This is a genomic window from Bacillus sp. NPDC094077 (assembly GCF_050279465.1).
Lineage (GTDB): Bacteria > Bacillota > Bacilli > Bacillales > Bacillaceae_G > Bacillus_A.
Genome location: NZ_JBNNUF010000003.1, coordinates 425401 through 450484, shown reverse-complemented (window position 1 = coordinate 450484; position 25084 = coordinate 425401). Strand labels below are relative to the sequence as shown.

The 25084-nt window shown below is 35.1% G+C and carries 28 protein-coding genes and 1 riboswitch; of the genes, 3 read left to right on the top strand and 25 right to left on the bottom strand.

Annotated features, from left to right (window positions below):
• Positions 1-7: 7 nt before the first annotated feature.
• Positions 8-181 carry a DUF5359 family protein gene (locus tag ACQKNR_RS11055; protein WP_427317761.1) on the bottom strand — a complete coding sequence of 58 codons (174 nt, stop codon included), beginning with the start codon at positions 179-181 and terminating at the stop codon, positions 8-10.
• Positions 182-361: 180 nt separating this feature from the next.
• Between ACQKNR_RS11055 and ansA the strand changes: the two genes are divergently transcribed.
• Positions 362-1336, top strand: a complete 975-nt coding sequence (gene ansA, locus ACQKNR_RS11050) for an asparaginase (protein ID WP_427317759.1) — start codon at positions 362-364, stop codon at positions 1334-1336.
• Positions 1337-1370: 34 nt separating this feature from the next.
• Here ansA and ACQKNR_RS11045 read toward each other — a convergent pair whose 3' ends face one another.
• The 12 genes from ACQKNR_RS11045 to ACQKNR_RS10990 form a co-directional block, all read right to left on the bottom strand.
• Entirely contained in the window at positions 1371-2351 is a 981-nt protein-coding gene (locus ACQKNR_RS11045) for a YpdA family putative bacillithiol disulfide reductase (protein ID WP_427317757.1), read from the bottom strand.
• Between the two features lie 109 nt (positions 2352-2460).
• Positions 2461-2991, bottom strand: a complete 531-nt coding sequence (locus ACQKNR_RS11040) for a peptidoglycan recognition protein family protein (RefSeq protein WP_427317755.1) — start codon at positions 2989-2991, stop codon at positions 2461-2463.
• A gap of 79 nt (positions 2992-3070) precedes the next feature.
• Positions 3071-3307 carry a DUF3961 domain-containing protein gene (locus ACQKNR_RS11035; protein WP_001983018.1) on the bottom strand — a complete coding sequence of 79 codons (237 nt, stop codon included), beginning with the start codon at positions 3305-3307 and terminating at the stop codon, positions 3071-3073.
• A 92-nt stretch (positions 3308-3399) separates the two neighbouring features.
• Positions 3400-3609, bottom strand: a complete 210-nt coding sequence (locus ACQKNR_RS11030; protein ID WP_427317753.1) for a hypothetical protein — start codon at positions 3607-3609, stop codon at positions 3400-3402.
• A gap of 80 nt (positions 3610-3689) precedes the next feature.
• A complete protein-coding gene (gene gudB, locus ACQKNR_RS11025; RefSeq protein ID WP_000225173.1) occupies positions 3690-4976 on the bottom strand; it encodes an NAD-specific glutamate dehydrogenase in 1287 nt (428 codons plus the stop codon).
• Between the two features lie 311 nt (positions 4977-5287).
• Complete coding sequence (locus tag ACQKNR_RS11020) at positions 5288-5896, bottom strand: genetic competence negative regulator (protein WP_427317750.1); 609 nt, start codon at positions 5894-5896, stop codon at positions 5288-5290.
• 77 nt (positions 5897-5973) lie between these two features.
• The gene (locus tag ACQKNR_RS11015; RefSeq protein WP_427317748.1) at positions 5974-6849 is read right to left on the bottom strand and encodes a MerR family transcriptional regulator; all 876 of its coding nucleotides are present in this window, start codon (positions 6847-6849) and stop codon (positions 5974-5976) included.
• Positions 6849-7625, bottom strand: coding sequence for a metallophosphoesterase (locus tag ACQKNR_RS11010; RefSeq protein ID WP_427317746.1), 777 nt, complete (start codon positions 7623-7625; stop codon positions 6849-6851). The genes ACQKNR_RS11015 and ACQKNR_RS11010 overlap by 1 nt, the downstream gene beginning before the upstream one ends.
• A 70-nt stretch (positions 7626-7695) precedes the next feature.
• The gene (locus ACQKNR_RS11005; protein ID WP_427317744.1) at positions 7696-8175 is read right to left on the bottom strand and encodes a LysM peptidoglycan-binding domain-containing protein; all 480 of its coding nucleotides are present in this window, start codon (positions 8173-8175) and stop codon (positions 7696-7698) included.
• A 22-nt stretch (positions 8176-8197) separates the two neighbouring features.
• Positions 8198-8761, bottom strand: coding sequence for a CPBP family intramembrane glutamic endopeptidase (locus tag ACQKNR_RS11000; RefSeq protein ID WP_427317742.1), 564 nt, complete (start codon positions 8759-8761; stop codon positions 8198-8200).
• A complete protein-coding gene (gene recQ, locus ACQKNR_RS10995) occupies positions 8761-10290 on the bottom strand; it encodes an ATP-dependent DNA helicase RecQ (RefSeq protein WP_427317740.1) in 1530 nt (509 codons plus the stop codon). Before recQ ends, ACQKNR_RS11000 begins: the two co-directional genes overlap by 1 nt.
• Positions 10280-11341, bottom strand: coding sequence for a helix-turn-helix domain-containing protein (locus ACQKNR_RS10990; protein ID WP_427317739.1), 1062 nt, complete (start codon positions 11339-11341; stop codon positions 10280-10282). The genes recQ and ACQKNR_RS10990 overlap by 11 nt, the downstream gene beginning before the upstream one ends.
• A gap of 299 nt (positions 11342-11640) precedes the next feature.
• On the opposite strand from ACQKNR_RS10990, the gene ACQKNR_RS10985 reads away from it, so the two are divergent.
• Complete coding sequence (locus ACQKNR_RS10985) at positions 11641-11889, top strand: ferredoxin (RefSeq protein ID WP_001151993.1); 249 nt, start codon at positions 11641-11643, stop codon at positions 11887-11889.
• 121 nt (positions 11890-12010) lie between these two features.
• Here ACQKNR_RS10985 and ACQKNR_RS10980 read toward each other — a convergent pair whose 3' ends face one another.
• Positions 12011-12589 (bottom strand): ECF transporter S component, encoded by a 579-nt coding sequence (locus ACQKNR_RS10980; RefSeq protein ID WP_427317737.1) that lies wholly within the window; start codon positions 12587-12589, stop codon positions 12011-12013.
• A 162-nt stretch (positions 12590-12751) separates the two neighbouring features.
• Positions 12752-12891: riboswitch (FMN riboswitch) on the bottom strand.
• A 243-nt stretch (positions 12892-13134) separates the two neighbouring features.
• On the opposite strand from ACQKNR_RS10980, the gene ACQKNR_RS10975 reads away from it, so the two are divergent.
• On the top strand, positions 13135-13821 hold the full coding sequence (locus ACQKNR_RS10975; protein ID WP_427317735.1) for a hypothetical protein: 687 nt from the start codon (positions 13135-13137) through the stop codon (positions 13819-13821).
• A 167-nt stretch (positions 13822-13988) separates the two neighbouring features.
• On the opposite strand, the gene ACQKNR_RS10970 is transcribed toward ACQKNR_RS10975, so the two are convergent.
• The 11 genes from ACQKNR_RS10970 to dacB all read right to left on the bottom strand — a co-directional run bounded on the left by ACQKNR_RS10970 (position 13989) and on the right by dacB (position 24992).
• Positions 13989-14603: a peptidoglycan DD-metalloendopeptidase family protein gene (locus ACQKNR_RS10970; protein ID WP_427317733.1), complete on the bottom strand. Its 615-nt coding sequence runs from the start codon at positions 14601-14603 to the stop codon at positions 13989-13991.
• 84 nt (positions 14604-14687) lie between these two features.
• Positions 14688-15269 (bottom strand): cob(I)yrinic acid a,c-diamide adenosyltransferase, encoded by a 582-nt coding sequence (locus tag ACQKNR_RS10965; protein WP_427317731.1) that lies wholly within the window; start codon positions 15267-15269, stop codon positions 14688-14690.
• A gap of 125 nt (positions 15270-15394) precedes the next feature.
• Entirely contained in the window at positions 15395-17170 is a 1776-nt protein-coding gene (gene resE / locus ACQKNR_RS10960; RefSeq protein WP_427317729.1) for a sensor histidine kinase ResE, read from the bottom strand.
• On the bottom strand, positions 17170-17886 hold the full coding sequence (resD, locus tag ACQKNR_RS10955; RefSeq protein ID WP_002171123.1) for a DNA-binding response regulator ResD: 717 nt from the start codon (positions 17884-17886) through the stop codon (positions 17170-17172). The genes resE and resD overlap by 1 nt, the downstream gene beginning before the upstream one ends.
• A 303-nt stretch (positions 17887-18189) precedes the next feature.
• Positions 18190-19347 (bottom strand): cytochrome c biogenesis protein ResC, encoded by a 1158-nt coding sequence (gene resC, locus ACQKNR_RS10950; RefSeq protein ID WP_427317727.1) that lies wholly within the window; start codon positions 19345-19347, stop codon positions 18190-18192.
• Between the two features lie 14 nt (positions 19348-19361).
• Positions 19362-20987, bottom strand: coding sequence for a cytochrome c biogenesis protein ResB (resB, locus tag ACQKNR_RS10945; protein WP_427317725.1), 1626 nt, complete (start codon positions 20985-20987; stop codon positions 19362-19364).
• A 120-nt stretch (positions 20988-21107) separates the two neighbouring features.
• Positions 21108-21629, bottom strand: coding sequence for a thiol-disulfide oxidoreductase ResA (resA, locus tag ACQKNR_RS10940; RefSeq protein WP_427317723.1), 522 nt, complete (start codon positions 21627-21629; stop codon positions 21108-21110).
• Between the two features lie 105 nt (positions 21630-21734).
• Positions 21735-22463: a 23S rRNA pseudouridine(2605) synthase RluB gene (rluB, locus tag ACQKNR_RS10935; protein ID WP_193411394.1), complete on the bottom strand. Its 729-nt coding sequence runs from the start codon at positions 22461-22463 to the stop codon at positions 21735-21737.
• A 288-nt stretch (positions 22464-22751) separates the two neighbouring features.
• Positions 22752-23282, bottom strand: coding sequence for a spore maturation protein SpmB (spmB, locus tag ACQKNR_RS10930; RefSeq protein WP_016088671.1), 531 nt, complete (start codon positions 23280-23282; stop codon positions 22752-22754).
• Complete coding sequence (gene spmA, locus ACQKNR_RS10925; protein ID WP_427317720.1) at positions 23279-23875, bottom strand: spore maturation protein SpmA; 597 nt, start codon at positions 23873-23875, stop codon at positions 23279-23281. The genes spmB and spmA overlap by 4 nt, the downstream gene beginning before the upstream one ends.
• Positions 23868-24992 (bottom strand): D-alanyl-D-alanine carboxypeptidase DacB, encoded by a 1125-nt coding sequence (dacB, locus tag ACQKNR_RS10920; RefSeq protein WP_427317719.1) that lies wholly within the window; start codon positions 24990-24992, stop codon positions 23868-23870. Before dacB ends, spmA begins: the two co-directional genes overlap by 8 nt.
• Positions 24993-25084 lie beyond the last annotated feature (92 nt).

Here is a 25084-nt window from a genome sequence, read left to right as displayed (position 1 = left end):
ACGAAAACTACCTACTCACCTGTAAGATTTCTACTTTATTTTCCGCGACGACACCTTCATAATAAACAATTTTAGATAAATATTTTATTGATGACTTATGTATAAATAACGATTGCACAACACAAAGACAGATAAATTGAATTATTAATATACGAATAATAATTCCCTCCACCTTTTTCAAGTTTTTCACTCCTTTCCACCCTATACTCACACATTTTATTTCATAATTTTATACAACGTACATAAAACAATTAAATTTATTGTCATATTCCAAGCATACTTTTATACATTTTCATTGTCGAAATTACTCAAAACATGTTATGTTCTAAATGTATTTTTCAACTTGAAAGGGGTATAAGCATTGAAAAGAATCCTAGTTTTACACACAGGTGGAACAATTGCAATGGAGGAAGATAAAGAAACCGGAGTCGTACAACCAGGTGACAAAAACCCTCTTTTAAAATTCATTCCTGATTTAGAAGGCGATGTTGATTTAATCGTCGAAGATGTGTTCCATCTACCATCTCCTCATATGACACCGAGCGAAATGTTACAATTACAAGTCATCATTGATGAAAGAGTAAAACAAGACAACATTCATGGCGTAGTCATTACGCATGGTACGGATACATTAGAAGAAACAGCATATTTCTTAGATTTAACAGTACAAGCAACTATTCCAATCGTTGTAACAGGCGCAATGCGTTCTAGTAATGAATTAGGTGCTGATGGTCTGTATAACTTCTTATCGGCTGTAAAAGTTGCTGGCAGTAATGAAGCTGCAGAAAAAGGTGTTCTAGTCGTATTAAACGACGAAATTCATTGTGCTACAAATGTAACGAAAACACATACAAGTAATGTTGCAACATTCCAAAGCCCACAGTATGGACCAATTGGCATGGTAACAAAACGTGGTGTTGTCTTCCATCACGCTTTAGTACATCACGAAACATATTCGGTAAATAAAGTCTCTAAAAACGTAGTTGTTCTAAAAGCATATGCTGGCATGGATGATACATTGTTAGCAGCAATCGAGAACCTTCCTGTAGACGGGATTGTTATTGAGGCACTTGGACAAGGTAATTTACCACCAAGAACACTCCCTAGTCTAGAACGATTAATAAACAAAGGAATTCCTGTCGTATTAGTTTCTCGCTGTTTCAACGGTATCGTTCAAGATGTATATTCGTATGAAGGTGGCGGCAAACAATTAAAAGATATGGGCGTTATATTCACATACGGTTTAAATGCTCAAAAAGCACGTATTAAATTACTAGTCGCATTAGAGAATACAACTTCACATGAAACGATCCAAAATATGTTTATGCACGAATAAAAAAGAAGCTGTCGAAGTTTTCGACAGCTTCTTTTTATTTTTCTCTTGATGCAATGGTTTGCGCAATCGCATCCCCATGAAATCTACCGTTTTCTATAAATATTTCATTTGCGTTGTTCCCAGCAGCAATTACACCGGCAATGAAAATATTTTCAGCGTTCGTTTCCATTCTATCCTCTGTATAAATCGGACGCCCTGTTTCTTCATCAATCCGAACACCCATCTTCGTTAAGAAACTATGATCAGGATGGTAACCAGTCATCGCAAATACAAAATCATTTTGGATAGTAAATGATTCACCATCAACTACATACGTTAGTGTATGTTCAGTAATTTCTTTCACATGAGCTTGGAAATGCATTTGAATTGTCTCATTTCGCACTAACGCCTCAAATTCCGGCAAAATCCATGGCTTAATGCTTGGCGAATACTCGCTTCCACGATATAGCACTGTTACACGCGCTCCTGCTTTAACAAGTTCTAACGCAGCATCTACACTTGAATTTTTACCGCCAATAACTACAACATCTCGATCAAAATAAGGATGTCCTTCTTTAAAATAGTGAGCTACTTTCTTCAGTTCCTCGCCTGGAACATTCATATAATTTGGATTGTCATAATATCCAGTTGCTACAACAATGTATTTCGCCGTATATATTTCTTTATTTCCGTCACGTTTTGTCGTCTCAACCTGAAAAATCTCTCCATCTTTTTGAACTTTCTCCACTCGTTCAAAAGCATTTACACGTACAGATTTACGCTTTACTACTTCACGATAATACGCAAGTGCTTGATTTCGAACTGGCTTACGGTTTTCTGTAATAAAAGCCACTTCACCAATTTCTAATTTTTCACTAGAGGAGAAAAATGTTTGATGAGTTGGATAATTATAAATCGCATTTACAATGTTTCCTTTTTCAATTACTAACGGATTAATCCCTACTTTTTGCAACGAAATTGCTGCTGCTAATCCGCACGGACCGCCTCCAATTATGATAGCTGTTTCTTTTTGCATACTCGGTTCACTCCTAGTCTTCTACCTCTGCACTAATTATAAAAACAAGAAAAAACCTACTTACAGCAGTAGGCACCTATCTTTATTGTATTCATTTTTCATATATTTGTCATCTAAACGAAACGTACATCCGATAGACATCTGCTAAAAACTGCTGAAATTTAATACCTTGTTGCCCTAATACATTTTCAGGATCAATCTTTCTAGCTGGATCAAGTTTTTTATGTGATACGATATCTTTTTTCGGATTCAAGCCGAAGTTTTGGCATAAATACGCATGATACCACGTAAAACGATTATATGCTTCCCAAAAGTTAACATCACCGCCATAACAAAGTTCCACCCCAATGGCAGCCTTATTCGCATCATAACCGTATAAGTCATTATCCGTCGGCACACTATATCGAACATGATACGCAACTTCATTTATAGGGATAATTTCTAATATTGTTTTATCATCTATAAATGTATGCGCCGAAGCTTTCGGTTGTATTTCATTAAAGTAATCTCGATTTCCTATCGCATTGCTACCAGGATTCCCTGTATCATGGCTTACAATAAACCTTACTTTAGAAAGAGGAATCCCCGGTCGTGAACTTCCATATCCAATATAGTTACGCTCTATAGGAAACATCGCCATTGCTACCAACTCCCGCTCTAGAAAATTACCTTACTTCTTTATATATGTATTCGGTAGTAATGTCCTTATAGCATATTTCTTACGCGAAGAGAAAATCGAAAATATTTGATGTGAACACCATAAATAACAAAATACTTACAGCCACTCCATAAAAACCGTAAAACCAAACACAATCTTCTTTCGTATCTAAACCGAAAAATTTATTTACCGATTGTAATAATGTGCCACGCTTACTTTGTTTGTTTCGCAATACTTCCACTCGTTCTACAACATCTGCTGGCATCATAAATCTTTGGTCTACTGTCATTTTCATCATTTATCTCTCCTTAAAATCATTTCCGTTTTGTTTATCTAAGGAAAGTATAGCACATTTGTTCGCATAGAACAAGCGTTCTTTTGTTTTTTATTTTATTTTTCAACAAGCCAAGTAATAATTGTGAATATAAAAGCGATAATTGGTCCTACTACAACCACACCAAATATTAAAAACAATAAACCTTCTCCGAACATCCGAACGATACTTGTTTTTCGTGCTCTCTTATCTTTTGCAAGTTCCCCCTCTAACCCTTTCACTTTTTCTTCTAATTGTTCTATTCGTTCCATCATTTCTTTCCCCATATGCAACACCTCACCTAATACTTCAACAAAAAAACGTGATTCCCTCGAAAGGAATCACGTTTTCATTAGAAACTTTATACTTATACCCAGCCTCTGAAGCGACTAGCTTCAGCCATTTTACGAACACCAACCATGTACGCAGCTAAACGCATGTTCACTTTACGAACTTGGGCTGTTTCATAAATAGAATCAAATGATCTTACCATTACTTTTTCTAAGCGTTGTTCTACTTCTTCTTCAGTCCAGTAGTAACCTTGGTTATTTTGTACCCACTCAAAGTATGATACTGTTACACCACCAGCACTTGCTAATACGTCTGGAACAAGTAAAATTCCGCGATCTGTTAAAATTTTAGTTGCTTCTAGTGTTGTTGGACCATTTGCAGCTTCAACAACGATTTTCGCTTTAATATCATTAGCATTTTCTTCTGTAATTTGGTTTTCAATTGCAGCTGGAACTAAAATGTCACAATCAAGTTCTAACAATTCTTTGTTTGAAATTGTATTATTGAATAGTTTTGTTACTGTACCGAAGCTATCACGACGGTCTAATAAATAATCAATATCTAATCCGTTCGGATCATGTAATGCTCCGTAAGCATCTGAGATTGCAATAACTTTCGCACCTGCATCATGCATAAATTTAGCTAAGAAGCTACCAGCATTACCGAACCCTTGAACAACGACGCGCGCGCCTTTAATATCAATGCCACGTTTTTTTGCAGCTTCGCGAATACAAATTGTTACACCTTTCGCTGTTGCTGTTTCACGTCCATGTGATCCACCCAATACAAGCGGTTTACCTGTAATAAATCCTGGTGAATTAAATTCATCAATACGGCTATACTCATCCATCATCCAAGCCATAATTTGAGAGTTTGTGAATACATCTGGAGCTGGAATATCTTTCGTCGGACCTACGATTTGGCTAATTGCTCGTACATAACCGCGGCTTAATCTTTCTAACTCACGGAATGACATTTCACGTGGATCACAGATAATTCCACCTTTACCTCCGCCATATGGTAAATCAACAATACCACATTTTAAACTCATCCAGATTGAAAGTGCTTTCACTTCATTTTCTGTTACATTCGGATGGAAGCGAATTCCACCTTTCGTTGGACCAACAGCATCATTATGTTGTGCACGATATCCTGTAAATATTTTAACAGTCCCGTCATCCATACGAACTGGTATTTTCACTGTCATCATACGAATTGGTTCTTTTAATAATTCATATACTTCGTTTGGATAACCCAATTTTTCTAATGCTTCACTAATAACAATTTGTGTTGAATTCAATAGTTCAAAATGTTGTTCCCTTTGTTGTTGTGTTTTCGTTTGAGTTCCCTTTTCGGCTACCATAGTAAGTAAACCCCCTGTAATTTCACTTGTTTAGTAAACCTTCATTGCCTAGTATACACCGTTAAATTTGGAATGCAATAGAAAACGCTAACAAATATATACAAACTATTTATTATTGCAAGCGTTTTCACTATTATTATAGTCCTTTTATTACTTTTAGAAAAGTAAAATACTTAAATATTTAAATATTTTTTATTTTACTCAAATACAACACCATGAAACTGTATATTTAATTAAAAAGTATGTTCAAGTGTTTACAATCAACTCTAAACTTACTCCCCTTATCCAAACAAAACCTCAGCTATGTTATACTAGCTGAGGTTTTGTTTTTTCACAAAGTAATTGTGTATTTGTTCAATCGCTTGAAAATCCATTAATTCTTTACCATACTCCATGATACGATAAATGGTTGCTGTAGACGGATTACCGTATTCCGCTAAAATAGCTATAAAATCCGCCTTCAGTAATTGAATTTGCTCCTCTTCTTCCATCCAAAGATAGAAACGCTCATCCCACGTATACAGCTTTCCGCCAGTTACACCAAGGTTATATAAGCGATTCGACAGGTTAATTACGTCTTCAAGTGTAGCAAACTCATACAATATATGCTCGCTTTCATCTAGAGTCACTTGCATTTCAATAAACTCGTCACGGAACTCATCATCTGTATCCATTTCTTGATTTTCTTTCGTTACAATTACAACCATTCCTTGTGCTTGTAGAGAAAATACTTCAACTGCGATCGGACCATCCGCTTCAAATCCTAATTCTTTATTTGCTTCTTGCATCATATCACGAAATAGTTGCTGTACTTTCGGCGCATTTCTCCACAAATCCTCTTTCGTTAATCCTCGTTCAGATAAATCATCAAATGTTAGAAAAATTTTTATCTTATTGTAATTTAATCGTTCCAGCCTCATCTCATACCCTCCCTACGTAACCAATGAATCTAATTTTTATTATATGAAATAGAAAATAGATGGTTCTTTTCGAACAACTATTCTGACATTTTTAACCATTCATCCCACTCTTCTTTCGTATCACCGATTAGGATCATTTGAGTGTCCACCTGACCTTCAACACCTATTTTCCCTATAAATCCAACAGAAAGATACTCACTTTTTTCTTGCAACAAAGTAACCAAGTTCATCGCCTTTTTTAGCTCTCGTCCGTCGTCAAAAGATACAAATAAATATTTAGGCTGTATTTGCTCAACTGCTAACAAAATACCCTCTTCATCTAAGCTTGTCCTAATATATATCGCCTCATATCCTTTTAAGCGTAAATACGTTGAGAAAACAAATCCTTTCAACGTATTCTTTTCTAACACAATAACTTTGTGTAGGGAAGAATACATTGAGGCATTATGATACACCATTCCTAAACGCGTTTGTAAAAATGATAATACATATCGGAATTGCGCCATTGAAATCTCATTATTATTTTTTAACGTTAACAATTTGTTTGTCACTTGAAGAACGAGACTTGCAACAACCTTTTCTGTTGAATATATACTAAAAGCTTCGTTTAATAATGCAGAAGTTGTAATTTCATCAAATTTTAACAAAGCTTGTAGTAAATCGTCCACTAAAACAACTTCTTTATCGTAATGTATTTCTTTTTGAACAGTATTCTGCAAACGATTCCCTTCTAATAACTGAACTGCTTGTCCGATCATCATGCCAGAAGAAACCTTTTCCATTAACCATTTCAAAATTTGAATATGCTCTTCTGTATATAAACGATGCCCTGCATGATTCCGCTTTGGAGCAATAATTTGATAGCGTCTTTCCCATGCACGAAGCGTACTCGGCTGAACTCCAATTATATTCGAAACAGCTTTTATATTATATTTTCCATCTAGAGTTGGCATCATTTCCCTCCGCATAACGTAATGATATGTGTTTGAGCAGGGGCTCGAAAGCGAAGTGGGATCAATGTTGTTCCATACCCATTACTAACAAAAAGAGTCATATTTGAATGATTATATACGCCACCTTTTAAATATTTTTTAGATGGGAATAATCGAATCTGTCCTCCATGTGTATGTCCACTTAACACAAGTGAAATTTGTTCTTTTCCAGACATTTTTTTTATTATATCAGGGTTGTGGCTAATTAAAATGCGAAAACCATCTTCTTTACAATCAGCCAACGCTAAATCTAAACGATCACGGCCCATTCCAACATCATCTACACCGAGCAAGCTAATTTTCTCTCCTAATTCAGACTCAAATACAACTCTTGTATTATCTAAAACTTTCACATTATTTTCTAATAGCAAAGCATCTAATTCATGGTATTCAATCTCATAATCATTATTTCCCCATACAAAATATACAGGAGCTATCGCTCTTAACCTTTGAATGTTTGCAGAGATTTTCGATAAGTGGACACCTTTTTCTGCTAAATCACCACCAATAATTACGAAATCTACTTTTCCTTTTACTTGTTCAATTAATGAACTGGAAACGACTCTTCTATGAATATCAGAAATAAAAAACACATTTACTTTTTGAAAACTTTTCGGAAATTCTTCAAATACTAAAGTTTGTTCTAAAACAGTATTACGCATTGCTTCTTTATACATTACAAGAAGAAATAGAATACCAATACATATGAGAGTACTTAATAATATAATCCATATCATATATTTTTTACTCCCCTCCTCATAAAGATATTCCTTCGTTTTTATAACAAGCTGTGAATCGCTTATCTTACTAACTCTCTTGCTTTGTGGATTTATCTTTTATCGGAATTTTCAGTTCTTGACCTTCACTCACTTCATCTTCTTGTAAATTATTATATTTTTTAATCACTTCAATACCATTTTTATCTGAAAAATATTGCTTCGCTATACTTTCTAAAGTTTCTCCCTCTTTCACAGTATGCGTTACCACCTTCTCAGACTGTTTCTGCGACTCAGATTTAGCTGAATCAAAGAAAATCACTTCAAACGCACTTTTTGCAGCGTTATTACTATCGCCTTTCACCTGAATATACTTATCTGTATACCATAAGATACTAATTGGCAGTAGAATGAATAGAAATGTTAAAACTCGGACGAAAATGTGATTCATTTTAAACTTTTGTTTTTTCTCTTTATTTCTATGAAGTTCACTACGCGGCGGTAAACTTTCATTTTCTTCCACTCGCTCAACTTCTAATTCCTCTACAAAATCAGGAATTCGTTTCCTCATGTTGTTCACCACCACCTTCCATTTATTTTCTTAATTGGAGTCCCATTATAAAATCAACAAGAAAGTGTGCAAAGATTGTTATAAACAAATTTCCTGTCCATTCAAATACATAACCAAAGACAAAACTAATGAAACAGACGAAACAAAACAAAAATGGCTTTGTTATATAACGAATATGTAACACTGCAAATACTAAACTCGCTATTACAATTCCGAAATGTGTCTGCACTACACCTCTAAATAAAAATTCTTCTGCAAAGCCGATCACGAACGTAATAACGAGTAAATGCATAACTGACATTCCTTGAAACATCTTATCGTTAATACCACCATCATCAAACCAAGACTCTGGAAACACTCGCATTGCAACATAATCTAATAACACAATACCAATCGCTAACAAACCACCTATTATAAGTATAGGTACGGGTTCCCATTTCCACAGACTAAACACTTCTTTTGTATCTCGAAATAATATATATGCTAGTAAACAACCAATACCAATAATAATTAGCTGTGTTATATATAAATTCAGCCTTATTTCTTTCGGGCTCATATCTTCAACATTATGCCTTTGAATGTTCATCATTCCTCCATCTTTTCTAGGCCGAAAAGCTTTTGTAACTCTGTTTCCCAATTATAGTCGAAATCGGATTGTTGCGCTCGTCTTTTTTTATAATCTGTTTTTGTAATACTACAATGATCACAGCAATTTTTTAACTCTTGCTCTTTTCTATAACCGAACTGTTGCAGTACATATTCACGTCTACATCCTTTAACTTGTATCCATGACCTCATGTTTTCTAGCTCACTATATTTATTACGTAGCCTTATTTCTACTTCGGCTATTAATCTGTTCATGATTTCATCTGACAAGCTCTCTAATATTAATTTTCGCTGCTGTATGATTCCAAGTTGTTCGAGATGATAGCGGATGAAACGCCAATATTGTTCATTAAATCTTGCTGCATTATAACAAATTTCTTCTACATCTTCTATTGATAATTCTTTCGTTTGAAACATTCTTTCTTCTAGTAAAGAAAATAAAAATTGTATTTGCAACTTACTTGGCAATTCATCCTCAATTATTGAAATTGGTAAATCGTGGTCTAACGGACTACACAATAAAATGGCTATACTCGGTTCACCATCTCTTCCTGCTCTTCCGATTTCTTGTAAATAGGAAGCTATATTAGTCGGGTAGTGGAAATGAATAATATATCTCGTATTCGACTTATTTACTCCCATACCAAAAGCACTTGTACATATTACAAGCTGCAACTGATCATTCATAAATTGCTGTTGAATTAACATACGCTCTTCATGTTCCATACCACCATGGTAAAAAGCTACACCAGTAACGCCTTTTCCTCTTAAATATTCCGTTAAACGCTCTGTCCATGCTCTACTTGAACAATAGATAATCCCTGGCCCTTGTAAATACATTACATGTTCCAAAAGCGCCTCTTTCTTCTCTTCTATCGTCTCTACAAATTGTACTTCCATTGCAATATTTGGACGATCAATAGAGTATACATGCTCCGTAGCATTCTTTAAATTTAAACTCTCTGCTATATCTCGCAGTACACTTTTTGTCGCCGTAGCCGTTAACGCCAGTACTGTAGGAGATCCGATATTCTCAATGACTACATTTAGTTTTTTATAATCTGGTCTAAAATCATAACCCCATTGCGAAATACAATGAGCCTCATCCACAACAAATAATGAAATATGAATTTTCTTCAATTCTCTTATTAACAATTCCGACTGCAACATCTCGGGTGAAACAAAAATAAATTTATATGAAGCTAATTTTTTCATTGCTTCTCTTTTTTCATTTAATGTCCGAAAACTATTAAATGCTATCACTCGGTTTTTCACAACATACTTTAGTTGTGTCACCTGGTCTTCCATCAAAGATAATAATGGTGATACAACAAGCACTGTCCCTTCTTGCATTAAACCTGGAAGTTGATAGCACATAGATTTCCCTCTTCCAGTCGGTAGCATCGCTATAACATCTTTTCCTTCCAATAAATCTGTAATAACCCCTTTTTGACCTAGACGAAATTCAGAATATCCAAACCACTTATACAAATATTCCTCAAGTTTCATTTATACCCTCCATCCGTGCTAATACAAGACGGACTTCAAAATAAGAGATATCTTCTCCTACCGCTTGTTTCAACACACGCAACTTACGTGTTTGTAATGCTTCAATTACTTTTGTTACGTTTTCTATTTTTTCCTTTTCCATAAACATCTCGATAGAAAACTCTTTTTCTCGTAAAGCAATTTCAACAAAATGATCTTCTATCGTTGCAACCTTTAAATTTCTAATTGTCGCTATTTCTTCTAAAGAACGCCCTTGTCTCCAAAAATTATATGTTTTTTTCGTTGATAAACTAAACAATTCAGCTCTCTCATTTGGATAAGATATAATTTCAGCTAATAGTGGAAATTCATTTTCTTTATCGCGAACTTCTTGTATAAAGAAGTGAATTGTCCCCCAAAACAAAAAATACACTCGAAATATATCTTGTTTCGTAATTTCTGCTAATTGTTGCAATGTACAACCGATACGTTCATAACCCGTTAGTCGATATGTTACAATCGTTGCTTCTATTGAATTACTTTTTTCTAAAAGATTATGTATTTCTCTCCATAACCTTCTCGCCAATTCACTTCTCCTATACGGAACTCCCGTGAGAAAATGTTTCACCCACACCATTATTTCTGTATCTTGTTGAATGGGGATAAATTTCGTATTATTCTGTTGTAAATTAGATATAGTTTGAATAATTAATGCTAATCTTCTCCAAAATGTTTCACCTAATTCACCATAGTGCAAACCATGTAAATGCGTTGGAAAAGCATAAACTTCCTCCCATTTATGTAACTGCGTTTTACCTACATGTGTTAACACATATGTATTTTCATGTATTTCTTGAATAAAATCTACTTGCAACAACTTTGCAACTTCACGATCATAGTCCGTTCTATTTAACGATTTATATATTCCGAATAAAAAAGAAATCCGGAACATATTTCCATCTTGTAACGTTTGCGAAGAACGTTTTCCTTTTAATAAATAATAAATAGAAGAAACGGTCCTTTCACCATTCAATTGTTTTAAACAATACAATAAAGTATATTGTATTTGCATTACCGCTTCCACCTTCCAATTTAACTTCATTCCTTTTTCAGTATGATTACACCGTCTACTGTTACTCATTAAACTTATCATATTCGCACCATATGCTTGTATATATTCTATTGTACCAAACGAAATAACATTTACGTATTTTGAAAATCTTATGACATAATTAAAAAATAAGTTGACACTCTAATTGATAAGGATTATCATTATAATTTTATGTTGAAAAGTTTTAAAAACCGTTTTACAATAAGGTTATAATTTTTATGGCGAGCTTTTCACATACATATTATCAGGAGGGAAAAAAGATGGCAAAATATACAATCGTTGATAAAGATACTTGTATTGCATGTGGTGCTTGTGGCGCTGCTGCCCCAGACATTTATGACTATGATGATGAGGGTATTGCATTTGTAACATTAGACGATAACCAAGGTATCGTTGAAATTCCAGATGTATTAATTGAAGATATGATGGATGCATTCGAAGGTTGTCCAACTGACTCAATTAAAGTTGCTGACGAATCATTTGACGGCGATGCTTTAAAATTCGAATAGTCTTTTATTAACTTCAAAAAACGCCCCTCATATTAATGAGGGGCGTTTTTTGTTTTCTATTTTCAATCTACTAAATAAAACCATTAGTAGTTCCATACTACTAATGGTTTTATTTTATATTTTATGCATTTTTCATTTTTGCAAACACCCATACTTTCAGGCGTGAGAATAACGCTACAAATACAATTGTTACTACAATTCCTTTAATCAAATTAAACGGTAAGATTGCCGTTATAACAGTCGTTTTTATAGCCTCACTAGACATAGCTGGTGAATTTAAAAACCAAGTGTAAGCTGGGAATATGATGATGTAGTTTAATACACTCATAATTAGCGCCATTGTAATTGTCCCTAGCATTAATCCTGTCGTTAAACTCTTTACAGTACGATACTTTCTAAATAAGAAAGCTGCTGGTCCAATAAATAAACATCCTGCAATAAAGTTTGCAATTTCTCCAACTGGCACTCCTGTTAAACTTCCTTGAATCCCGTAATATAAAATATTCTTTATCCCCTCTACAATTACCCCCGCCATTGGTCCGAAAATAATTGCAGCAATTAGAGCTGGCACATCACTAAAATCAATTTTTAAAAATGGCGGAAGCCCTGGGAACGGGAAATCCAACATCATCAGTAAATATGCAATACTACTTAGCATCGCTACACTCACCATCTGCACTACACTGTTTTTTTGTTTCATCCTTCTCTCTCCTTTTCCATCGATCATCTCATGGAAAGTGGAAAGGTTCTGCTATGCCTATTTTTTCATAGAACGAAAAAACCCTTTGTGTTTTACACAAAGGGAGAATTTAAGGCACACCAAACAGACATTCAAATTCATATCTTTTTTGAACGCTTGAACCTCCATCTTCTCCCATCCAGACTATACTGTCGGCTTTGGAATCACACCAAATCCTGCCTTAACGGCTCGCGGGCTTAGAACGAAATCATAAATAGTTCATCACCGCCGGTCGGGATTTTCACCCTGCCCCGAAGATAGACCGATATTCTATTTTCCCCTTCATTATACAACAACCTAATAACATTGTGAACTAAAAAATTGTAACTTATTAAAAATTAGTTATTTATTTTCAGTAATCAATTAAACCGAAAAATTTTACAATACAATCCATATTTTTATTATTCGGTATTTCTCTTATGAATTCCCTAGCCATATATAACTAAAAATGATAAGATGTTGAATTGTTAAGATAAGAACATTTTCTGAGTTATGGAGGAAATGTCATGAAGAAAGATAAAAGACACTCTATTCGAGAAGCAATGAAAAAAAACTTAAGAAAAGAATACTTTTACTTAAAAAAAGAATTACTTTTCTACTGTCCAATCGATTTAGGCACATTCTCAAGCGAGACATACTATGCCGTTTTCGATGAAGATGGCATCAGTATTTATCAGTATGATAAAAAAACAGAAAGTAAATTAAAATTGTGTGAGCGTCATCCATGGAAGAGTTGGAATAAAGTAAAGGTTGATCACTATTTGACAACTTCTCAATTTATTTTTCAAGGTGAGCGAAACTGGATATTATCCCTTTTCCAAAAAGGAAAGGAAGCTCAAAAAATTATCGAAGAGCATACATCTTTACAAACAGAAGTTGTTTCCCGTTCTTTCTTAAACAAACTTCCTGGTTTCCGTTCTAATACACCGTTGAATAAATACATCGGTAGCATTTGCTACACTGCACTTATTGCATTTTTATTAAAATGGATGATTCCATTTCAAGCACCACAAATTGCCCTGTACTCTATTTCAATTGGATGTATGCTTCTTGGCTTACTTTGTCTGACAATTGGTTTAATTGAACCGACTATTGTACTGTTTCGTACAAAGGAGAAAACAAGAACAAAAGTCTTTTACTTATATAGCTACTTAGCTATTTCTGGATTTATATGTGTCTTTATTTTTTGGTAAAAGAAACCGTCCCAAAATAAATTTTGGGACGGTTTTCTGTTAGGTATAGATCGCTCTTGTTATATCGATATATCTCAATTTGTATCGATACAATTTCATTTACTATTGCAATCTTTACTAGGAAGAAAATAAATTTATTCAAAGGTTATACTTTTGGGGCGGTTCCTTTACTTAACGTATAATTGTTGATTTGGATAAATGCGCTCTTGCTGCAATCCATTTTTTTCTTTAATTTCCTTAAGTGTCATACTAAATTTCCGTGCAATACTAACTAAAGTATCCCCTTTTTGTACGACATATAATGATGAAGAAACAACTTCATTTCTTTGTTCATTTAAAACAAGCAATGGATTCATCGCGTTCTTTTTCGCCATCGTCCATCTTCCTTGATGAAGTTCTAAATGTAAATGTGCACCTCGCGATTCTCCTGTGTTTCCTACTTCTCCAATTTTTTCTCCTTTTGAAATATAGTCCCCTTGAACTACATATCTCTTATTTAAATGCGCATACACAGCCTCATATTCTCCATGCTTAATAAATACAACGTTTCCATAACTATTTGAATAATAAGATTTTGTCACCTTACCATCTTGAATAGCTGCCACAGGCGCTCCGATCGGTGCCGCTATATCAATACCGTAGTGTTTTCCATGCCTCGTCCCAAAATAATCACTTATCTGACCTTCAACGGGCCATGTCCATCGATTTTCTTCTGCGTAAACATGTAATTGAGATAACAACAATACAGTCAATAACATGACGCCACATTTTAACACTTTCATATACATCCTCCGTTTTCTAATTACCACCATACCTTCTCTATTTTGGTATATTACAGAAAAAAGTATACAAAAAAAGAAAGTGAATTACTCCACTCCCTTCTCTTTTTTATCACGAAAAACTAATGCACTGCGGTTATACTCTACATCTTTTACTTGTAATCGAGTATTTATTACTCTAGCTACCGCAAACAAATAATCAGATAATCTATTTACATACTTTAGGACGACTTCATTTATTTCCCCTTCTTTTTGCAATGATACTATAGAGCGCTCTGCTCTTCTTACAACAGTACGTGCAATATGAATAACAGCTGCCGCCTCGCTACCACCTGGTAAAATAAAACGCTCTAACGGTGGCGCTTCTTCTATATACGAATCAATCCTTCTTTCTAAGCTTTCGACCATTTCGATCGTTACTTTATAAGGAATTTTTTGCTCTACTATCGCCAAGTCTCCTCCACAATCAAATAGTTCATGTTGAATATTTTCAAGTTCATTGTAAATATATTCAAAAGATTGACCTTGTAGCTTAGTCATCGCATATCCAATATGAGAATTCGCTTCATCTATCGTGCCATATGCTTCTACACGAATATTATCTTTATCCACCCTGCCACCTATTACACTTGTTTTTCCTTTATCTCCTGTTTTTGTGTATAATTTCATCTCTTTACAGCACCTTTCTTTTTAATTCGACTTAAAAAGAAAAAAGCCCTACTATTATTTATTTGATTTTACAACAAAATAAAAACAGTAGAACTTTATTCATTATCAACTTAAAAAACGTATATCTAAATTATACGATTCGGCAAATATACAGAGAATGTAGTTCCTTCGCCAACAACACTTGAAACTGAAATCTTTCCATCATGGCCTTGAACAATATTTTTAGCAATCGCAAGCCCGAGTCCCGTTCCACCTTTTTTTCCACGTGTTCTTGCTTTATCAGCTTTGTAGAAACGATCAAATAAAAATGGAATATCCTCTTCTGGAATACCAGCGCCCGAATCTTGTACTTCAAAAATAAGACCATTATTTTTCGTGTCAATTACAAGCGTTACATGTCCACCTGCATTCGTATGACGAATTGCGTTATCAATTAAATTCGTCAACACTTGTTCCATACGATCTGCATCAAATGAATATTGTTCAATTGGATTTTGGAAATCAACCGTTAGTGCGACTTCTTTATCCTTTGCAATCCCTTGGAATTTACGACCAATCTTTTCAACGAAAGGATGAATATCAACTTCACCTATATGCAACTCTACATGGCCACTTTCCATACGCGCTAAATCTAATAATTCATTTACAAGTTTACCTAAACGAACAGATTCATCATAAATGATTTGAACAAACTCATTAATTTCCTCTTTCGTTTGCACAATATCATCTAAAATCGCTTCACTATACCCTTGAAGCATGACCATCGGTGTACGAAGTTCATGTGATACATTCGCAATAAAGTCTTGACGCATCTTCTCAAGACGACGTTCTTCCGTCATATCACGCAACACTGCTACAGCCCCACGAATTTTCGTTTGATTGTAAAGTGGCGTCATAAGAACTACGTAGTTACCTTTTTGTAAATTAATTTCAACAACTTGTTGTTGCTCGCTTTCTACAACGAGATGGAATAGTTCAACAAGTTCAGAAGGCAATTTTTTACTTAGCTCTACTTCTTTTTCTTCTTGCCAAACTTGTAAGAAATGTTCAGCCGGTGGATTGATCACAACGACTTCACCTTCTTGATTTAACGTAATAACCCCATCTGCCATACTACTCAAAATACTAGCTAACTGCTCTTTTTCTTGCTGCAAAGCATTCATATTAAACTTCAACTGTTTTCCCATTTGATTTAAGGCCGTTGCAAGCTCACCAATTTCGTCCTGAGATACCATAGGAGCTTTCGCATCAAACTTCCCACGAGCCACCTCAAAAGCAACCTCACGCATTTTTCGGAGTGGAGCTGTAATTCGAGTAGATAAGAAGAATGCAAAGAAAGTTGTTAAAATAATCGCAATCCCTGCTGATAAGAAAATAAAATCAGTCGTTCTCTCCATACCTTGTATCGGAACTTGTAAAGATTCATATACGAACACAGCACTTTGATTTTTTGATTGCACCGGTTTCCCAACGATCATAATATCATTTTCAGTGTTTTTATTCTTCCTACTATTAGAAGCTTTTCTAATGTTATTTTTAATTTCTTTTTTGTCAGTAAAAACAGCCGCTAATTCTTTATCTTCTTTCAAATCATCCATTGTAAGAGTGACTAACCCTTCTTGTTTCGGCGAAGAAGATATTTCTTTACCATCTTCTACAATAATGATCCTTGAAAGGGGATCAGAAAATTTGTACGCGATATTCTCAATCGTCTTTACATCGGCACCCTCTTCAATTAACCCTGAAACACTTTCTGCAACTTTCTGAAGCCTAGTTTCACTCATATCAACATAATACGTTCTAAAAAACTGCGAAAGTAAAATCGCAACAAATCCAAGAACAAACGAGACGAGAAGTAATATGGTCATCCATAACTTCCCTACTACACTTCTCCAAAGCATCAGTCGTTCACAACCTCAAACTTGTAACCTACGCCCCAAACGGTAACAATCATTTTCGCTGCATCTGGTGATTTTTTACTTAACTTCTCACGTAAACGCTTTACATGCGTATCAACTGTACGTAAATCTCCGAAGAATTCATATTGCCATACTTCTTTTAACAATTGCTCACGATCGAATACCTTGTCAGGAGCTTTCGCTAAGAATAATAGTAATTCATATTCTTTCGGTGTTAAGTTCACTTCATTGCCATCTGCTGTAACGCGGTGTGCATCGTTATCAATCGTTAAATGAGGGAACACAGTAACATCTTTCGTCGTTGTATCTTGTGTAAAGAATGTTGTTGGTACAGCACGGCGTAATACCGCTTTCACACGAAGCACTACTTCACGTGGGCTAAATGGCTTTACAATATAATCATCTGTTCCAACTTCAAATCCTTGTACCCTATTTACTTCTTCACCTTTTGCTGTCAGCATAATAATTGGTGTTGCTTTCTTCTCACGAATTCCTTTACACACTTCAATACCATCTTTACCAGGCATCATAATGTCTAATAGGATTAAATCATAATCATTTTGTAACGCCATTTCTAAAGCTGTATCACCATTATCTGCTTCTTCAATTGTGTATTGTTCTCTTTCTAAATACATTTTCAACAAACGACGAATGCGATCCTCATCGTCTACAATTAAAATTCTTGATTCATTTTCCATTTCTACCCGCTGGGTACTTTCACCTCAGCGGTTCACACCTGCCCTTCTACACTATTATGTTGCGCTATTCTCGTTTATTTAAGCAATCCTCTAAACATTTCACTTCCCACTATTATGCTTCACAAGAATAATAAAGTTTGTTCAATTTTTTTCCAAAACTATGTATTTTTTTTGAACAGTATATTATGTCCTCGACATCATTTTACAAAATCAACCGCTACTTTGTCATGTTTTTCTCAAAAAAGAAGAAAAGTTGACAAAAATAAAATAGGAAAGTGACATACACTCTCCTATTTTATTTCTCTATGCATATGAATGTAAACCCGCAATAATTAAGTTTACTACAATAAAATTAAACATAATAATTGCAAAACCGATAACCGCAAGCCACGCCGATTTCTCTCCATGCCATCCTTTAGATAATCGTAAATGTAATACCGCAGCATAAAAGAGCCATGTTATAAGTGCCCAAACCTCTTTCGGATCCCATCCCCAAAAGCGCGTCCACGCTATTTGAGCCCAAATCATTGCAAAAATTAACGCACCTAAAGTGAAAACTGGGAATCCAATTGCAATAGACCGGTATCCAATTTCATCTAATAAATCACTATTCGTATTCTTTACTAACGGCTGAAGTGCTGCTGATACTCGTTTACGTAAAGTAAGCCTTAATACGATATAGAGCACCGTTCCGACTAACACTGACCAAATAACAGTATTTAATTTTTTCGCATTTACAATCGCTGGAACTTCAACTGATGGTTCTAATTTATTTTCTGTCAGTAACTTCCCTTCATGCGGTCCAACTAAGGCTGGAAGATTGTACTTCATCTCAACTTGTTGTTCATTTTTATCAATCCATTGAAACTTAGCTTCATATTTCATACTAGAGAATACCGTCGTTACCGCAATAAATCCAACTGTACAAACAAGTGTGAACACTACCGTTTCTAACCAAAATGTACGTTTACTTCTCGTTGATTGATCTACGTTTTTCAATAAATACATAACACCCGTAATAAAACTAATTGCTAAAATCGCTTGTCCTGCTGCTGCAGTCGTCACGTGAATATGTAACCAGTTACTTTTTAAAGATGGAATAAGCGGAGATATTTCTCTCGGAAACATACTTGCATAAGCAATTAATAAAAGCGCAACTGGTAACGCAAATAATCCGATTATACTTACACGGTACATAAAATACATCACAATAAATGCTCCGACAAGCATCATGCCGAAAAATGTACCAAATTCAAAAAAGTTACTAACTGGTGCATGACCTGATGCAATCCATCTTGTAACAAAATATACTGTTTGTGCAATAAATCCTAAAATTGTGATTGTTATTCCTACATTTGCCCATTTATGTCCCTTTTCTTTAATTGCCCCCCCAAAAAATAGAGTTGCAATTAAATATAGAATAAATGCGGTAAAGAGAAAGTTACTACTTATTTGCACCATATCGTTTCCCCACCTTAACTAGTTTTTTTATCAGCCACTTTATCATTTGGTTGTGGAATGGTTGTACCTTCTAGTACTCTTTCAATATCTTTCTTTAAACCGAACCAATTTTTATTCGTATGTCCTGCAATCCACCATTCATCATTAACACGTTGTATCCAAATACGGCGATGATTCCAATACATACCTTGAATCACACCAACCATAAATATAAATCCTCCAATACCGAGAATCCAAAGTGTTAAGTCTTTTCTTACAGTAAGTGCTGTTGCATTTTGCATTTCCACACCTGCAAATGACATTTTATATTTATTGTTCCCATCAGGTTCTATATTTTGCTGAATACCAACAAAACTTACTTCACCATCTGGTGTCTCAGGCGTAAACATTTTAAATACAAATGCAGGATTGTTTGGTAATTTCGTTTTTGTATTCGGTTTTCCATTCTCATCAAAATAAAAATCAGGGAAATAGCTTAATAGTTCTAGAGAATACCCATTCCCTAAATCGTATTTTTCTGTAGGATTCGCTAAATCGACTTTAATTGGTCCCCACTTTTGATTATTTTCTTTATTTTGCAAGTTAAAAGACATGCTTTTAAATTCACTTTCTTTATAATCGACTTGATAAACAGCGAATTGATCAAATTTCAGCGGTTCATTCACTCGAATTTTCGCTTCTTTTACTTTTTCCAGTTTTGGTTTTTGCCCTGCTATATTTTCGCCTACCGCTCTATATAACACAGCATTTGTTTGGAAATTTTTCGCAATCATTTTATCGCCTACACGGTCTATCGCTTCATCAAAAACTTCCTTGTCCTTGCTTTTATCATAAACTTCTTTTATAAACTTCTCGTTTTTTAAGTAGTATTGCCCATCCGTCCCTGGTATTTCTTTCGTTTCACCATCACGTAACCAAAGCGCTTCGTCTACGTACATACTCGGTAAAAAACGAAGCATTGCACCGAATAAAAAGATAATAAGACCGATATGATTTACATATGGACCCCAACGTGAAAAACGTCCCTTTTCTGCTAAAACATTCCCATCTTCCACTTTCACATTATAATTCGTTTTCTTTAAATTCATTTGCACTCTTTCCAAGTCACCATCTTGTGGTGTACCAGTACCGTATAACCTTTGTCTCTTTAAAAAGCTAGGGTGTCTTTTCACACCTTGCTTTTTTAAAGCTTTGTAAAGCGGAATTACACGGTCTAAACTACATATCACAAGTGAAATACCGATAGAAGCGATTAAAATCATGTACCACCATGAACCATATAAATTATTAAATCCTAATTGATAGTATAATTGCCCTAAAAATCCGTACTCCTGCTTATAATATTCAGCTGGTGCAATCCCTGGAGTTATGTACATCTCCTGCGGAAAAATAGTTCCAATTGCCGATGCAGCTAAAGTAATTACAATGAGCCATACACCTACTTTTACAGAAGAGAAGAAACTCCAAATTTTATCTACTATCGTTTTTGTATGTGTGAGGGATCTCCGGGCACTTCCCTCATATCTCATATCTAGTAGTTTCACATTTTCATTGCTTTCAAACGGTTTCCCGCAAGCTTCACAAAAAACGGTTCCTATCGGATTAACATGTCCACATTCACACTTAATTTCTTTCACCATTCTCACCGCCTCGTAACTATATGTACTATTGTATCTTCCAACCTAGAGTTACCGCAATACTCAGAATTTTTAAACCGAAGGCGCTACACGTTAGCACCTCGTATGTAAAGGCTTTCTTTATTACGGAGTAATTTTCTTTAAGTACTCTTCCAGTTGTTCCTTCGTTTGTTCACCTTTAATCTCTTGAATTACCTTACCATCTTTATCAATCAAGAAGCTTGTTGGTAATGGTACTACTCCATACGTTTTTATAATTTCTCCATCTTTATCGATTGCGACTGGGAACTTAAGATCATATTGCTTCACAAAGTTTTTTACAGCTATTTCTGTCTCATCCGCATCTAACGCGATAATTTCAACGCCTTTTTCTTTATACTTTGGATATAGCTCATTCATATAAGGCATTTCTTTTTCACAAGGTTTACACCAAGTTCCCCAAAAGTTTAAAAATACACCTTTTCCCTTTAAGTCTTTTAGTTCAATTTTCTTTCCTTCCAAATCCGTCACGACAAAATTAGGTGCTGCTTTTCCAATTTGCATTTTCTCTTTATCAGCGAAAAATCCTTGATAGAGTGTAAATCCTACAGCACCGCTTAAAATGAGCAGAATGATAACGCGAAATAATAAGCGATTTTTTTTCATATTGTCTCTCCTCTCCTCGATAAATGTATGTATTCTCTTCTGTAAATGTTGTATTGAATAAATCACCAGCAGAGCACTCCACTGGTGAAAATTTAACTCTATAGCTTATCTTGGCTTTGTAGAAGCAAGCGCGCGTAATTGTTTCACCTCATGTGGTGTCAATTCTCTCGCATCACCAGGTCGTAAACTTCCTACTTCTAAGAAAGCATAACGTTCACGCTTTAATTTCACTACTTTACAGTCTAACGCTTCAAACATACGACGTACTTGACGGTTACGTCCTTCGTGAATTGTTAATTGTACAATCGCCATCTCTTTACGCTTGTCCCAAGAAATAATTTTCACACGCGCTGGTGCTGTTTTTCCGTCTTCTAGTGCAACACCTCGTTCTAACATGCGAATTTTTTCACCTGTTAACGGGCCTTTCACTTTTGCAACATATGTTTTTTCAACTTTATATCTCGGATGCATTAATACATTTGCAAAGTCCCCATCGTTTGTCATTAATAATACGCCCGATGTATCATAATCTAAGCGTCCGATTGGGAATAAACGTTGTGTAATTTCAGGGAAAAAGTCTGTTACAACACTTCTTCCTTTATCATCTGATACACTCGAAATTACACCAGTTGGTTTATATAGTAAAAAATAAACAGGTTCTTCTTTTTCAAGAGGGATGTTATTTACTTCTACTTTATCTTGAGGAGTTACTTTTGTTCCTAACTCCTTCACTATTTTTCCATTAACTTTCACTTTTCCTTGCTGAATTAATTCCTCAGCCTTTCTTCTTGATGCAATACCTGCTTGCGCAATCACTTTTTGTAATCGTTCCATTTCTTTTTTTCACCTCGAATTTATCTTACCTTACATTAGAAAGACTTGGCAACCGCATACGCTTTACGGCTATTCGCTTCATCTCACTTAAACAACATAGCGATGATAATAAACATATAAAGGTCAAATCATGTTTTTTCCTTTATTATTGTCCATATTTTTCATATTTCTCACAATAAAAGTTCATCATTTTGTCAAAAATACCACATAAAAAAACCACCATTAAGCTACACCTTAATAGTGGTCGTATACGTATTATAAGCGAAATAGCCTAAAAAATGAATAGCCTTACTTAAACATTAAAGAAACAAACACAATTGAACAAATAATCCCGATTAAATCGGCAAAAAGTCCTACTTTTAATGCATCTCCCATTTTTCTAATCCCAACAGCTCCGAAGTATACTGTTAAAATATAAAAAGTCGTATCTGTGCTTCCTTGCATCGTAGAAGCCAATCTCCCAATAAACGAATCTGGTCCATACGTAGCAATTAAATCGGTCGTAATACTTAAACCAGCAGAGCCTGAAATCGGGCGTATAAGTGCTAGTGGAACGATTTCTGCTGGAACATGAATCAAATCTAACATCGGCTTCATTACTGATATCATTGCATCTAACGCGCCCGAAGCTCGAAATATAGAAATAGATACAAGCATTCCAACCATAAAAGGTAAAATGGAAACTGCAATTTGAATCCCTTCTTTTCCTCCTTCAACGAACGATTCATACGTCGGAACTTTCTTTATCGTGCCATATAAAAGGATAAAACCGATTACACAAGGGATTACCCATAATGAAATTGTATTTACAATACTCATTTTTTCCGCCCCTTTCTACTCCTTCTCCGGTAAAAATAGCGGTCAATCCAAATTGCTCCAATCATAGAAAGTACTTGTGCAACGAATGTTACCCCAACAATTTCTGTAGGATTCGCTGATTCATAAGTCATTCGAATTGAAATAACGGTAGTAGGAATTAATGTAATGGCTGATGTATTTAATGCCAGAAACGTCACCATAGACCGACTTGCTGAATCCTTCCCTCCATTTAACTCTTTCAGTTGTTCCATCGCTTTAATACCAAGGGGGGTTGCTGCATTACCTAAACCAAAAAAGTTCGCCATCATATTTGATAATATAAATCCCATTGACGGATGATCCTTTGGTATTTCCGGAAACAACCTTTTTACTATTGGCATAAAAAGTGAAACTAGCTTTTTTAACAACCCTGCTTCCTCTGCAATTTTCATTAAACCAAGCCAAAATACTAAAACGCTAATAAGCCCAATGCAGATTGTTACCGCATCTTTTGACCCTTCAAATACAGCTTTATTTACTTCTTCCATCGTTCCATTTATCATGGCATACACAATCCCTATGACCGCCATCGCTACCCATACGAGATTAACCATCGGTCCCAACACCTATCATATAGGAAAAAATTTCTTTCACATTATTCCAGTACATTCCCGTTGTGGCTACTAACTTCCGTTTGCTATAAAATAAGTTACGTTCTCCAACTTTCTCATTGCCAACATAAACTTCTGTCTTCCCCACTTTAACTCCGTCCGTTAGCTTTGCACTTTTATCGAGTTCAACTTTTAATACCACGTTCTTTCTTTCCTCTTCAGTTAACGGTACCGAAAAACTATTTTTCGTATAAACATGATTGGCATACTTCTTTTCATTTATTTCAGCAAGTGCTCCTTGTCCTAAAACTTTTGTTTGCTGAAAACGTTCAAAACCTTTATCAAACAAATTCATATGATCATCCCAATCACTAGAAGCACTCAAAGTTACAACGATTAAATCTAGTCCATCTTTTGAGGCTGTTGTAACAAGCGTCCGTCCTGCTTTTTTCGTAAATCCTGTTTTTCCTCCTGTTGCAAATTCATAATAAGACGTCACCAACTTATGTTTATTTTTCCACGGATAATCCCAAGAATCTGATTTATACGTTTTTGTCCCAAAAATTTTCTTAAAGGTCTCGTTCCCCATTGCATATTTCGTTAATAGTGCCATATCATAAGCCGACGAATAATGTGATCCATCTCCATCCAAGCCATGAGGATTTGAGAAGTGAGTATCTTTCATTCCAATTTCTTTCGCCTTTTCATTCATTAAATATACGAACCCTTCTATACTCCCTCCCACATTTTCAGCAATCACTTGCGCTGCGTCATTACCAGACCTAAGCATAAGTCCATATACTAAATCCTCTAACTTCACTTTTTGTCCAGGTTTTAAATAAATTGCTGATCCTTCCACCCTCACTGCTTCATTACTAACCGATACCATTTCTTTCATTTTTCCTGATTCAGCAGCTAACAGGGCTGTCATAATTTTTGTTATACTAGCAATTTTTTGCGGCTCATGTTCTGATTTCCCGTATAATACACGGCCAGAATGTTGCTCCATTAATACAGCATTTCGAGCACTGACATTGCCGCTCATCTTTGCGTATGTAGGAATCGGCATAACGCTTGCATACATAATAAGAAGCGTTATGATTAAACAAATTCGTCTCATATTTCTCCCCACGTCCTTTTGGCACTTTTTGTACAAGTGTATGCTTGGCCTTTTAAAATATGAACGAAATCTCCCTTCTCTTTCCAATAAAA

Bases quoted from the DNA above. Each gene is read 5' to 3' on its own strand.
- ACQKNR_RS10980 (WP_427317737.1), bottom strand. From the start codon at position 12,589: ATGAAACAAAAAAACAGTGTAGTGCAGATGGTGAGTGTAGCGATGCTA.
- resA (WP_427317723.1), bottom strand. From the start codon at position 21,629: ATGAAAAAAAATCGCTTATTATTTCGCGTTATCATTCTGCTCATTTTA.
- spmA (WP_427317720.1), bottom strand. From the start codon at position 23,875: ATGGTTAATCTCGTATGGGTAGCGATGGCGGTCATAGGGATTGTGTAT.
- ACQKNR_RS11000 (WP_427317742.1), bottom strand. From the start codon at position 8,761: ATGAACATTCAAAGGCATAATGTTGAAGATATGAGCCCGAAAGAAATA.
- ACQKNR_RS11005 (WP_427317744.1), bottom strand. From the start codon at position 8,175: ATGAGGAAACGAATTCCTGATTTTGTAGAGGAATTAGAAGTTGAGCGA.
- dacB (WP_427317719.1), bottom strand. From the start codon at position 24,992: ATGAGACGAATTTGTTTAATCATAACGCTTCTTATTATGTATGCAAGC.
- resD (WP_002171123.1), bottom strand. From the start codon at position 17,886: ATGGAAAATGAATCAAGAATTTTAATTGTAGACGATGAGGATCGCATT.
- ACQKNR_RS11010 (WP_427317746.1), bottom strand. From the start codon at position 7,625: ATGATATGGATTATATTATTAAGTACTCTCATATGTATTGGTATTCTA.
- gudB (WP_000225173.1), bottom strand. From the start codon at position 4,976: ATGGTAGCCGAAAAGGGAACTCAAACGAAAACACAACAACAAAGGGAA.
- resB (WP_427317725.1), bottom strand. From the start codon at position 20,987: ATGGTGAAAGAAATTAAGTGTGAATGTGGACATGTTAATCCGATAGGA.
- ACQKNR_RS10965 (WP_427317731.1), bottom strand. From the start codon at position 15,269: ATGAAATTATACACAAAAACAGGAGATAAAGGAAAAACAAGTGTAATA.
- resE (WP_427317729.1), bottom strand. From the start codon at position 17,170: ATGCTTTGGAGAAGTGTAGTAGGGAAGTTATGGATGACCATATTACTT.
- ACQKNR_RS11020 (WP_427317750.1), bottom strand. From the start codon at position 5,896: ATGAGGCTGGAACGATTAAATTACAATAAGATAAAAATTTTTCTAACA.
- ACQKNR_RS11015 (WP_427317748.1), bottom strand. From the start codon at position 6,849: ATGCCAACTCTAGATGGAAAATATAATATAAAAGCTGTTTCGAATATA.
- ACQKNR_RS10970 (WP_427317733.1), bottom strand. From the start codon at position 14,603: ATGAAAGTGTTAAAATGTGGCGTCATGTTATTGACTGTATTGTTGTTA.
- ACQKNR_RS11045 (WP_427317757.1), bottom strand. From the start codon at position 2,351: ATGCAAAAAGAAACAGCTATCATAATTGGAGGCGGTCCGTGCGGATTA.
- spmB (WP_016088671.1), bottom strand. From the start codon at position 23,282: ATGAGTATTGTAAATACAATTTCATTATGGGTAATCCCTTGTGTAATC.
- rluB (WP_193411394.1), bottom strand. From the start codon at position 22,463: ATGGAACGATTACAAAAAGTGATTGCGCAAGCAGGTATTGCATCAAGA.
- ACQKNR_RS10985 (WP_001151993.1), top strand. From the start codon at position 11,641: ATGGCAAAATATACAATCGTTGATAAAGATACTTGTATTGCATGTGGT.
- resC (WP_427317727.1), bottom strand. From the start codon at position 19,347: ATGGTGCAAATAAGTAGTAACTTTCTCTTTACCGCATTTATTCTATAT.
- ACQKNR_RS10990 (WP_427317739.1), bottom strand. From the start codon at position 11,341: ATGCAAATACAATATACTTTATTGTATTGTTTAAAACAATTGAATGGT.
- recQ (WP_427317740.1), bottom strand. From the start codon at position 10,290: ATGAAACTTGAGGAATATTTGTATAAGTGGTTTGGATATTCTGAATTT.
- ACQKNR_RS10975 (WP_427317735.1), top strand. From the start codon at position 13,135: ATGAAGAAAGATAAAAGACACTCTATTCGAGAAGCAATGAAAAAAAAC.
- ACQKNR_RS11040 (WP_427317755.1), bottom strand. From the start codon at position 2,991: ATGGCGATGTTTCCTATAGAGCGTAACTATATTGGATATGGAAGTTCA.
- ACQKNR_RS11030 (WP_427317753.1), bottom strand. From the start codon at position 3,609: ATGGGGAAAGAAATGATGGAACGAATAGAACAATTAGAAGAAAAAGTG.
- ACQKNR_RS11035 (WP_001983018.1), bottom strand. From the start codon at position 3,307: ATGATGAAAATGACAGTAGACCAAAGATTTATGATGCCAGCAGATGTT.